The 10,463-nt window shown below is 70.1% G+C and carries 10 protein-coding genes and 2 pseudogenes; 6 read left to right on the plus strand and 6 right to left on the minus strand.

Going from position 1 to position 10,463, the window contains the following annotated elements; genetic code table 11:
* Positions 1-64: 64 nt before the first annotated feature.
* Positions 65-1,501, plus strand: coding sequence for a rifampin monooxygenase (gene rox, locus J0695_RS12125; RefSeq protein ID WP_206961989.1), 1,437 nt, complete (start codon positions 65-67; stop codon positions 1,499-1,501).
* Here rox and J0695_RS12130 read toward each other — a convergent pair.
* The 3 genes and pseudogenes from J0695_RS12130 to J0695_RS45625 all read right to left on the minus strand — a co-directional run.
* On the minus strand, positions 1,491-2,372 hold the full coding sequence (locus tag J0695_RS12130) for a GNAT family N-acetyltransferase (protein WP_206961974.1): 882 nt from the start codon (positions 2,370-2,372) through the stop codon (positions 1,491-1,493). The genes rox and J0695_RS12130 overlap by 11 nt on opposite strands.
* Positions 2,373-2,585: 213 nt before the next feature.
* Complete coding sequence (locus tag J0695_RS12135; RefSeq protein ID WP_206961975.1) at positions 2,586-3,107, minus strand: P-loop nucleotide/nucleoside kinase family protein; 522 nt, start codon at positions 3,105-3,107, stop codon at positions 2,586-2,588.
* 99 nt (positions 3,108-3,206) lie between these two features.
* A pseudogene (locus J0695_RS45625) lies at positions 3,207-3,461 on the minus strand (VOC family protein); the annotation flags it as partial.
* On the opposite strand from J0695_RS45625, the gene J0695_RS12145 reads away from it, so the two are divergent.
* The 3 genes from J0695_RS12145 (at position 3,460) to J0695_RS12155 (ending at position 4,908) form a co-directional block, all read left to right on the plus strand.
* Positions 3,460-3,867, plus strand: coding sequence for a helix-turn-helix domain-containing protein (locus J0695_RS12145; protein WP_206961977.1), 408 nt, complete (start codon positions 3,460-3,462; stop codon positions 3,865-3,867). The pseudogene J0695_RS45625 and the gene J0695_RS12145 sit on opposite strands and share 2 nt — an antisense overlap.
* A gap of 18 nt (positions 3,868-3,885) precedes the next feature.
* Positions 3,886-4,458 (plus strand): hypothetical protein, encoded by a 573-nt coding sequence (locus tag J0695_RS12150; RefSeq protein ID WP_206961978.1) that lies wholly within the window; start codon positions 3,886-3,888, stop codon positions 4,456-4,458.
* A 99-nt stretch (positions 4,459-4,557) separates the two neighbouring features.
* Positions 4,558-4,908, plus strand: coding sequence for a DUF2516 family protein (locus tag J0695_RS12155; protein ID WP_206961980.1), 351 nt, complete (start codon positions 4,558-4,560; stop codon positions 4,906-4,908).
* 73 nt (positions 4,909-4,981) lie between these two features.
* Here the strand turns inward: J0695_RS12155 and J0695_RS12160 are convergent.
* The 3 genes and pseudogenes from J0695_RS12160 to J0695_RS12170 all read right to left on the minus strand — a co-directional run bounded on the left by J0695_RS12160 (position 4,982) and on the right by J0695_RS12170 (position 8,241).
* Positions 4,982-6,045: pseudogene (locus tag J0695_RS12160) on the minus strand (PP2C family protein-serine/threonine phosphatase).
* A gap of 203 nt (positions 6,046-6,248) precedes the next feature.
* Positions 6,249-7,286 (minus strand): C40 family peptidase, encoded by a 1,038-nt coding sequence (locus J0695_RS12165; RefSeq protein WP_307798574.1) that lies wholly within the window; start codon positions 7,284-7,286, stop codon positions 6,249-6,251.
* 136 nt (positions 7,287-7,422) lie between these two features.
* On the minus strand, positions 7,423-8,241 hold the full coding sequence (locus tag J0695_RS12170; RefSeq protein WP_206961981.1) for a class I SAM-dependent methyltransferase: 819 nt from the start codon (positions 8,239-8,241) through the stop codon (positions 7,423-7,425).
* A 141-nt stretch (positions 8,242-8,382) separates the two neighbouring features.
* Here J0695_RS12170 and mshA point away from each other — a divergent pair, with 141 nt between their 5' ends.
* On the plus strand, positions 8,383-9,732 hold the full coding sequence (gene mshA / locus J0695_RS12175; RefSeq protein ID WP_206961983.1) for a D-inositol-3-phosphate glycosyltransferase: 1,350 nt from the start codon (positions 8,383-8,385) through the stop codon (positions 9,730-9,732).
* Positions 9,725-10,231 carry a type III secretion system chaperone family protein gene (locus J0695_RS12180; RefSeq protein ID WP_206961984.1) on the plus strand — a complete coding sequence of 169 codons (507 nt, stop codon included), beginning with the start codon at positions 9,725-9,727 and terminating at the stop codon, positions 10,229-10,231. The genes mshA and J0695_RS12180 overlap by 8 nt, the downstream gene beginning before the upstream one ends.
* The last annotated feature ends 232 nt before the right edge of the window (positions 10,232-10,463 follow it).

Here is a 10,463-nt window from a genome sequence, read left to right on the forward strand (position 1 = left end):
GGCCCTCCTCCTCGCTTCTCCTCCTCTCTTCCTCTCTTCCTCTCCTCGCTGAACGGGCGTGCCGATGATTGATGTGATCGTGGTGGGCGGCGGACCGACCGGCTTGATGCTGGCAGGTGAACTGCGGTTGCACGGCGTGCAGGTGGTCGTGCTGGAGAAGCTGACCGAACCGACCGGCGAGACCCGCGGGCGCGGCCTGCACGCGCGCAGCGTCGAGGTGATGGACCAGCGAGGGCTGCTCGACCGGTTCCTCGCGGTCAGTGAGAAGTTCCAGGTCGGCGGCCTCTTCGGTGGCATCGTCGCGCCGTGGCCGGAGCGGCTGGACACGGCGCACCCGTACGGCCTCTCCACTCTGCAGCCCACCACGGAACGGCTGCTCAAGGAGCATGCCGTCGAGCTCGGTGCCGAGATCCGGCGCGGCTGCGAAGTGGTCGGCCTGAGCCAGGACGAGGACGGGGACGGGGACGGGGTGACCGTCGGACTGGCCGACGGTACGCAGCTGCGCTCGCGGTACGTCGTCGGGTGCGACGGCGGCCGCAGCACGGTGCGCAGGCAACTCGGCGTCGGCTTCCCGGGCGAGCCGCCCACGATCGAGACGCTGCTGGGCGACATGGAGATGACCGAGGACCCGGAGACGGTGGCCGCCGTCGTCGAGGAGGTCCGCAAGACCCAGCTGCGGTTCGGCACCATCGCCAACGGGGACGGGACGTACCGCGTCATCGTGCCCGCCGCCGGTGTCTCCGAGGACCGCGCGACCACGCCGACCCTGGAGGAGTTCAAGGAGCGGCTGCGGGCGGTCGCGGGCACCGACTTCGGCGTGCACTCGCCGCGCTGGCTGTCCCGCTTCGGCGACGCCACCCGCCAGGCCGAGCACTACCGGGTGGGTCGCGTGCTGCTGGCCGGGGACGCGGCCCACATCCACCCGCCGACCGGCGGACAGGGGCTCAACCTCGGTGTCCAGGACGCGTTCAACCTCGGCTGGAAGCTGGCCGCCGCGGTCGCGGGCTGGGCCCCGGAGGATCTCCTCGACAGTTACCACGCGGAACGGCACCCGGTGGGCGCCCGCGTGGTGGACAACACCCGCGCGCAGATCACGCTGCTCGGGACCGATGCGGGGGCGACCGCGCTGCGGGAACTGCTCTCGAAGCTGATGGAGTTCGACGAGGTCAATCAGTATGTGACCGGCATGATCACCGCGGTCGACATCCGTTACGACTTCGGCGAGGGCCATGCACTGCTCGGGCGGCGGCTCCGGGACATCGAGCTGAAGCGGGGCCGCCTGTACGACCTGATGCACGAAGGCCGCGGACTGCTGCTCGACCAGACCGGCCGGCTCTCCGTGGAGGGCTGGGCGGACCGCGTCGACCACGTCGTGGACGTCAGCGAGGAACTGGACGTGCCCGCGGTACTGCTGCGGCCGGACGGCCATGTGGCATGGGCCGGTGAGGACCAGCAGGACCTGCTGGCCCACCTGCCCAAGTGGTTCGGCGTTACGGGCTGACGCCAGGTGCGGCGCCCCCGAAGTCGTATACGGCCCATTCGGTGAGCGGGACGTATCCGATCCGCTGGTAGAGGGCGTTGCTCGTGGGGTTGCCTGGATCCGCGTACAGAACGACGTCCGTCGCGCCCGCGGCGAGCGCGGCCCGGCTCACCTCGACGGTCACGGCGCCCGCGTAGCCGCGGCCCCGGAGATGGGCCGGGGTGTAGACGGGGTCCACCCGGACCATTCCGGCGACCATCGTGGTCACGGCCGCCATGGAGACGGGGGTCCCGTCCGGTCCCTCCCAGAACGTGAAGTGCCGGTCGGCGAAGCGCGATCCGGCCCAGGATCCTGTGTCCACGACGGGGAGTTCCCCGACGGTGGTGCAGAACTCCCCGCACCAGCGCACGACGTGCTCATGATCCGGCTTGCCGGCGACCCGGCCGCGCCCGTCGGGGAACGGCTTCGGAGGGGTGAGCGTACCGAGGCGGTAGAGGCGGATACGCGTACCGAGTGTGGGCACCGCGCCGGTGTGCCGCTGCCATGCCTCGGCGAAGGCGGTGGAGGTGTCATGGTCGGCGCTGACATAGGGGAGCGAGTGCCCGATACCGGCCAGATGGGTGGCGAGGGAGTCGGCCTGCCCGGGGACGAGGGGAGTGACGGTCATGCCGCGGGCCGGGAGTCGGTAGAAGGCGGCGCGGACCTCACCGGCCTGCTCCAGCCGTCCGAAGACGGGGGCACCGGCGCTCTGCGCGGCGGCCCCGTTCGTCCGCAGTTTCTCGATCACGGTCAGCGGGGTGTTGTGCAGTGCGGGCCGCGAGTGCAGGAAGTCCCCGGCGTGGGCGAGGAAGTCGTCGAGGTCTTCGGTGAGGTGCCAGCCATCCGGTTGCATGCTGCATCTTGGCAAGTCACCGACGGCGCCGTCGAGATCATCCTCGATGAAATCGAGTCGACTCGGTCCGCTGCGCGAACACCGGCGGTCGTCCGTGCGCCGTCGGCGGAGAGCGTGAGGCGCCAGGAGCGGCCCTCGGTGGCGTGGAACTCGACGGCACCGGACGTCTGCGGCGACTGCGACGCACCCCACCACGTCCAGTTTCGCCGCACCTCAGCCCTTGACGGCTTCCGCGATCTGCTGGGCGGCCTGGGCCGGCGTGAGGTGCGTGGTGTCGACGACCTCGGCCTCGCCGTGCAGCCAGGTGCGGGCCGCCTCTGCGTAGGGCTCGAGGTATTTGAGACGGAACGGGGAGGGGCCCATCAGGGTGTCCCCCTCGATGCGCCCGAGGAGGGTGTCCTGGTCGGCGTGGAGGACGAAGTGCCGTACCGGAATGTCATATTGGGCGAGACCGGCACTGATCTCGCGCCAGTACTGCTCGACCAGGACAGTCATGGGCACCACCAGAGTGCCGCCGGCGTAGTCGAGCACGCGGCGGGCGGTCTCGACGACGAGCGGCCGCCACGGGGGCCAGTGCTGGAAGTTGTCCGTCGCCGGCAGCCCCGGCGAGATGTCCATGAGCGTCTCGCCGACCTTCTCGGCGTCGAACACCCGTGAATCCGGGATCAGCTGCTGCACGAGTGGACTGGTCGTCGTCTTGCCCGCGCCATGAGTGCCGTTGAGCCATACGATCATGGGCTCGACGCTAGCGGTGTGCGGGCGACCGGCCCGTGCTGATCGCGTCACAACACGGGCACAGCACCGGCGCAGCGATCTGCGTCAGGTCGACCGGCCGAGTACGCAGAACTCGTTGCCCTCCGGGTCGGCGAGGACCGTCCACGGCACATCGCCCTGGCCCACGTGAGCGGGCGTCGCGCCGAGAGCCTTCAGGCGCGCGACCAACTCCGCCGGGTCCGGCCAGACGAAGCTGCCGCCGGGTTCGACGTTGGTCACGCCGGCGGTCCTATGGACCCGCCCCGCAGTGGCGCGGAACACTTTTGCAAGCACTCGCTTGCAATAGTTAGCACCAAGGGTGCAGGATCGTCGCATGGCATCGCTCAACGTCGGCAATCTCGGGGAGTATCTGCGCGAACAGCGGCGCAACGCGCAGCTGTCGCTGCGTCAGCTCTCCGACGCCGCCGGGGTGTCCAACCCGTACCTCAGCCAGATCGAGCGCGGCCTGCGCAAGCCGAGCGCGGAGATTCTGCAGCAGTTGGCGAAAGCCCTGCGGATCTCCGCGGAGACCTTGTACGTGCAGGCCGGGATCCTCGAGGAGCGGGAGCGGGACGAGCTGGAGACGCGGGCCGTCATTCTGGCGGACCCCTCCATCAACGAGCGGCAGAAGCAGGTGCTGCTCCAGATCTACGAGTCCTTCCGCAAGGAGAACAGTGCGGATGTTGCGGATGTCGCGGACAGCGACGGCGCGGACGGGCTCGAAAACCCTCATAACGAATGATCCGGGAGGACCACAGTCATGGCCATTACCGATGAACTGCGCACCCCCATCTACTTCGCGGCCGGGACCGCCGACTACGCCGTACAGCAGGCGAAGAAGGTTCCCGCGCTGATCGAGAAGATCCAGGCCGAGGCTCCGGCCCGTATCGACGCCGTACGCAAGACCGACCCCAAGGCCGTGCAGGACAAGGCTGTCTCGCAGGCCAAGGAGGCGCAGGCCACCGCGCAGGCGAAGTTCAACGAGATCTTCTCCACCCTCGACACCGACCTGAAGAAGTTCGGTGAGACGACGCAGGACTTCGCGCTGCGGAGCGTGGGTCTGGCCGCCGAGTACGCCGTGAAGGCGCGCGAGGCGTACGAGAAGGTCGCCGAGCACGGTGAGCAGGCCGTGAAGCAGTGGCGTGGCGAGGCCGCCGAGGAGATCGTCGAGATCGCCGCGGCCGTCGAGCCCGACGAGGAGCCGGCCGCTGCCGGTCCCGCCGTCGCGGAGGAGCCGAAGACCGCCAAGGCCGAGGCGAAGCCCGCTCCGGCCAAGAAGCCCGCGGCGCGCAAGACGGCCGCCAAGAAGACGACCCCGGCTGCGGAGAAGTAGCGGGCGGGTGGTTGTGGGGCGGGCACCTTCCGGGTGGCCGCCCCGTTTTCTCTGTACGGTGGCCGTGTCGAGGCCGGTTCTCACGGGTGGTGGATTGCAGTGCTGATGCAGGGATTCTTCGGGTTCATGTCTCTCTTGAGCTGGGCCCTGATCATCTTCAGCGGCTTCGCTTTCGTGGACGCGGCGATCCGGCGCGAGGACGCGTACCGCGCCGCGGACAAGAAGACCAAGCCGTTCTGGCTGATCATTCTCGGGATCGCGTTCGCCGTGATGTGGCTGTTCCCGATCATGTCGTTCCTGCCGATCATCGGGCTCGTCGCGACCATCGTGTACATGGTGGACGTCCGTCCGGCCGTGAGGCAGATCACGGGTGGCGGCAGTGGCCGCGGTGGCCGCGGCGGCGGCTCAAGCAGCGACGGTCCTTACGGGCCGTACAACGGCGGCCGCTGAGCAAGCTGCCCCAGGCCGCTCCGGCTCTGGGCCGCTCTGCCTCAGGCCGCTCTGCCTCTGGGCCGCTCCGGCTCTAGCGGCGGCGCTCCAGCAGCAGGACCGCCACGTCGTCCGTCAGCTCGCCCCCGTTGAGCTCGCGGACCTCAGCGACGGCAGCTTCCAGCAGGCTCTCGCCGCCCAGGCCGGCCGCCTTCTGGCGGTCGATCATCGCCAGCATGCCCTCCTGGCCAAGGCGCTCCTTCCCCTGGCCGATCCGGCCCTCGATCAGGCCGTCCGTGTACATCAACAGGTTCCAGTCGCCGCCCAGTTCGACCTGGCGGCGCGGCCAGCGGGCGCGCGGCAGCAGGCCGAGCGCCGGGCCGCCGTTCTCGTACGGAAGGAGCTGCGCGGCCCCGTCGCCCCGGGTGATCAGCGGGGCCGGGTGGCCGGCCAGGCGATGCGCAGTTGGACGCCGAGCGCCGCCTCGTCGGGGCCGTGGCCGCAGACGTCGCCGATCATGGCGTGCACGGTGCCGTCCGGGGTGCGGACGACGTCGTAGAAGTCGCCGCCGAGCAGGGCGCGGGAGCGGCCGGGGCGGTAGCGGGCGGCGAAGCGCAGGTCCGAGCCTTCGAGCAGCGGTGTGGGGAGCAGTCCGCGCTCCAGGCGGGCGTTCTCCTGGGCGTGCAGTCTGGACTCGGCCAGTTTGTACTGGGCGATGTCGGCCCGTTTTCGTTCCACCGCGTAACGGATGGCGCGGCTCAGCAGCCGGCCGTCCAGCTCGTCGCGGGAGAGGCAGTCCTGTGCGCCGGTCCGTACGGCCTCCGCGGCGTCCTCGGGCCCGTGGTCGGGCCCTGCCAGGGCCAGGACGGCGTGGCGGGGCGCGATGCGCAGGACGTGGTCCAGGGCGGCGGGCCCCAGCGACAGGTCGAGGAGGATGCAGTGCACGTCGTCGGTGAGCAGCCGCTCGGCCTCGGTGAGGTTGCGGGCCGTGCGGATACGGACCCGGGTACCGGCAGCGTCGAGCGGCTCGGGCATGGAGAACGTACCCGCGGGGTCGTCCTCGATCACCAGCAGGGTGAGGCCGGTGGTACCCGTGTTGCTGCCTGTGGAGTCCTGCCCCCTGGTCTGGTGGGGCAGAACGGCCTGACCGCTCTCCATTGCTTCGGTTCCTTCCCTCCCCCCGAGGGCGCGGAACGACGAACGACGTCCCACCGTCGGGGACCATAGCGTTAGCGACGGCCCCTGCGGAATGGCCGGAGAGAACCGGCCAGTGTCATATGCCGCATCCTGTACCGCAATTGGACGTGACCCTCCTTCCGGCGGATGAGATAGATCACGCCGGACGGCCGGTCTGCGGGGGTTTATTTGTCGGGCCGTACAACCCCGAGGATCGGCATCGAGCCCGCCCCTGCCATGGTCACGTTCCGGCCGGGACGCGGCGCGTGCACGATGGCGCCGTCGCCGATGTACATCCCGACATGGGTCGCGTCATTGAAGTAAATGATGAGGTCGCCGGGGCGCATGTCCTTTATGTCCACATGGGGGAGCTGCGCCCACTGCTCCTGCGAGGTCCGCGGGATCGGGTGGCCCGCCGCCGCCCACGCCTGGGAGGTCAGCCCCGAGCAGTCGTAGGACTTGGGTCCCTCGGCTCCCCATACGTACGGCTTGCCCATCTGTCCGGTCGCGAACTTCACGGCCTTCTTGCCCTGCGGGCTCGCCTGGCTGTTGATCTCATTCAGTATTCCGGAGCTCAGCCAGGTCGTCTGTGACTTGTATTCCTGGTCCTGCTCCAGTTTCAGCAGCCGCTCCCGCTCCTTCTTCTCGAGCGAGGCCTCCAGCTTCTTCGCCGCGTCGATCTGCCGGGTGATCTGCTCCCTGGCCTTCTCCTGCTTGATGCGGTTGGCTTCCAGCTTGGTCCAGTTGGTGCCCGCGTCCTTCGTGTACGCCGCGAGGTCTTCCTGGGTCTGGTTGAGCGCGCCCAGCAGGTTCTCCTCCGCCTGCTGGCCGGCCCGCAGCCGGTCCGCCCCGTCCAGGAACTGGTCCGGGTCGCCGCTGAGCATCATCTGGGCCCCGACAGGGAACCCGCCGCTGCGGTACTGCTCGCGCGCCGCGGCCCCCGCCTGTCCCTTCAGCTTCTCGATCTTCTGCTGGCCCTCGACGATCGTCTTCGCGAGGCCGACGATCTCCGCGGACTGCTTCTTGGACTCCTCGACGGCGAGGTTGTACGCATCCGTGGCGGCCCCCGCGCTGCGGTAGAGACCGTCTATCTCCTGGCGTACCTCTTCGAGGCTCTTCTTGGGCGCGTGCGGATCGGCGTGCGCGGCATTCGCCGTCAGGATCGGCATGGTCAGAGCGCAGACCAGCGTGATCGCTGCGGCGGCGCGGCGGCGTCGGTTCACGAGCTCCCCCTCCAGAGCTGATTTACCGTCAGTAACATAGCGGTCGGCGCGATACTGCCACGCCCTCCTCGAATGCGACAGAGGCGTACACCCGACTCATACGAACAAGATCTCGCACAAGTTCCCCGCCCACCGCCTAACGGGGTGCGAGCGCCGACCAGTTCACCGTCACTTCGCCCTGCCTCCATCTGCGGACATCGTCCGTCAGCGGCCAGTGGGCCGACAGTTCACGTACGGTCGTGATCCAGCGCTGCCGCGCCCCCAGCGAGGCGTACGGGGCCGCAGCCGCCCACGCCCGGTCGAAGTCCCGCAGAAAAGCGTGCACCGGCTCGCCCGGCACATTGCGGTGGATCAGCGCCTTGGGCAGCCGCTCGGCCAGATCCGAGGGGCGCTCCAGGGAGCCCAGACGGGTCGCGAAGGTCACCGTGCGCGCCCCCTCGGGCCCCAGTGCGACCCAGACATGGCGCCGCCCGATCTCGTCGCAGGTCCCCTCCACCAGCAGCCCGCCTGGCGCCAGGCGCGCGCAGAGCCGCTCCCAGACGGCGGCGACCGCCTCCTCGTCGTACTGCCGCAGCACATTCGCCGCCCGGATCAGCATCGGCCGCCGCCCGCCGGGCAGCGGCACTTCGAAGCCCCCGTGGAGGAAGGTCAGCCCTTCGCGTTCGTACGATTTCGCCGCGGCGACCCGGGCCGGTTCGATCTCGATCCCGACCACCTCGGCGGCCGGCGCGGCGGTGCGCAGCCGCGCGAGCAGCTCGACGGCGGTCCAGGGGGCGGCCCCGTATCCCAGGTCGACGGCCAGCGGATCGTCGGCGGAGGCCAGCGCACGCCCGTGAGCTGCGGCGATCCAGCGGTCCATGCGGCGCAACCGGTTGGGGTTGGTGGTCCCGCGGGTCACGGCGCCGACGGGGCGTCCGACGGGGCGTCCGACGGGACGGGAGTGGGGCGGGGCCATGGGGCGAGGGTATGCGAGAAGTGTCGTGGTAATCATTTGGCAAAGTGGAAATGAAAGAGAGGGTTCCGCTGGTTTCGCCCTTTGACGGGGTAGTCGCGCCCTGTCGGTGAGACCTGCCCGGGCGACGAGAGGACGGTCCACGTGACGCAGTATGTGTCCCGGCTCGGGAGCCGCCTCGCGGCACCCTCCAGGCCCTCCCGGCTGAAGTTCGCCGGGAGCCGCAAGCCACGCCGGATCGCGATGCTGAGCGTGCACACCTCGCCTCTGCACCAGCCGGGCACCGGCGACGCGGGCGGTATGAACGTCTACATCGTCGAGCTGGCCAAGCGCCTCGCCGCGATCAACATCGAGGTCGAGATCTTCACCCGGGCCACCACCGGCGGCCTGGACCCCCTGGTCGAGCTGGCTCCCGGCGTCCTGGTCAGGCACGTCGACGCGGGACCGTACGAAGGCCTCGCCAAGGAGGAGCTGCCCGCCCAGCTCTGCGCCTTCACCCACGGCGTGATGCAGGCGTGGGCCGGCCACCGCCCCGGCTACTACGACCTGGTCCACTCCCACTACTGGCTGAGCGGCCATGTCGGCTGGCTCGCCGCCGAGCGCTGGGGCGTCCCCCTGGTCCACGCCATGCACACCATGGCCAAGGTCAAGAACGCCTCGCTCGCCGAGGGCGACACCCCCGAGCCCGCCGCCCGCGTCATCGGCGAGACGCAGATCGTGCGCGCCGCCGACCGCCTGATCGCCAACACGGACGAAGAGGCGGACGAGCTCGTACGGCACTACGAGGCCGACCCCGGCAAGGTCGCCGTCGTGCACCCCGGCGTGAACCTGGACCGCTTCCGCCCCTCCGACGGCCGCGCCGCCGCCCGCGCCCGCCTCGGCCTGCCCCCCGACGCCTTCATCCCGCTCTTCGCGGGCCGCATCCAGCCCCTGAAGGCCCCCGACATCCTTCTCCGCGCGGCAGCGGTCCTCCTCGAACAGGACCCGAGCCTGCGCTCCCGCATGATCGTCCCCATCGTCGGCGGCCCCTCGGGCAGCGGCCTCGCCAAGCCGGAGGGCCTGCAGAAACTGGCCGCGCGCCTGGGCATCGCGGACGTCGTCCGCTTCCACCCGCCGGTCGGCCAGGACCGCCTCGCGGACTGGTTCCGGGCGGCCTCCGTCCTGGTCATGCCCTCGTACAGCGAATCCTTCGGCCTCGTCGCCATAGAGGCCCAGGCGGCCGGCACCCCGGTCGTCGCGGCGGCGGTCGGCGGCCTTCCGGTGGCGGTACGGGACGGACAGACCGGCTTCCTGGTCCCGGGCCACGACCCGGCCGCGTACGCCCACGCCCTGCGCCGCTTCCTGGACCACCCGCACCTGGTGGACTCCATGGGCGCGGCCGCCGCCCACCACGCGCGCTCCTTCGGCTGGGACACGGCCGCGTCGGCGACGGCGGACGTCTACACGGCCGCGATGCACGAATACCGTCGTCACGTACGCTCGCACCATGGCTGACGCACGACAGGTCGACGCACGACAGGTCATCGAGCAGACCTTCAAGGATTCCGACCTCGCGTGGGAGAGTCCCGAGCCGGGCTCGTACGTCGTGCAGCTCCCGGGCACGCGCAAGCTCTCCACGACCTGCTCCCTGATCGTCGGCAAGCACTCGCTGTCGGTGAACGCCTTCGTGATCCGCCACCCGGACGAGAACCACGAGGCCGTCCACCGCTGGCTCCTGGAGCGCAACCTCCGCCTCTACGGCGTGAGTTACGCCATCGACTCGCTCGGGGACATCTACCTCGCGGGCAAGCTCCCGCTCGCCGCCGTCACCCCCGACGAGCTGGACCGCCTCCTCGGCGTGGTGCTCGAATCCGCCGACGGCTCCTTCAACACGCTCCTGGAGCTGGGCTTCGCGAGCGCGATCCGCCGCGAGTACGCCTGGCGGATCTCGCGCGGCGAGTCGACCCGCAATCTGGACGCGTTCACACATCTGACCCAGCGCCCCGCCAAGTAGCGCCTGCCCGTACGCAATTCACCTCTGCACGACCCCTTCCCCGCCTGGGGTCCCCATGGCATGCTCACCGCCGACGCACACGTGAACGTAGTTCACATCCATGAAAGGTGGGCTCATGGGGAACATCAGCAGACGAGGCATTCTCGGCAGCGCGGTGGCTGTCGCCTCCGTCGCCGCGACCGGCGGCATCGCCACAGCCGCACCCGGCGGCCGGACCGAAACCACCCCCATC

Origin of the sequence: Streptomyces beijiangensis, assembly GCF_017315755.1 — a bacterium.
GTDB classification, from domain to species: Bacteria; Actinomycetota; Actinomycetes; order Streptomycetales; family Streptomycetaceae; genus Streptomyces; species Streptomyces beijiangensis.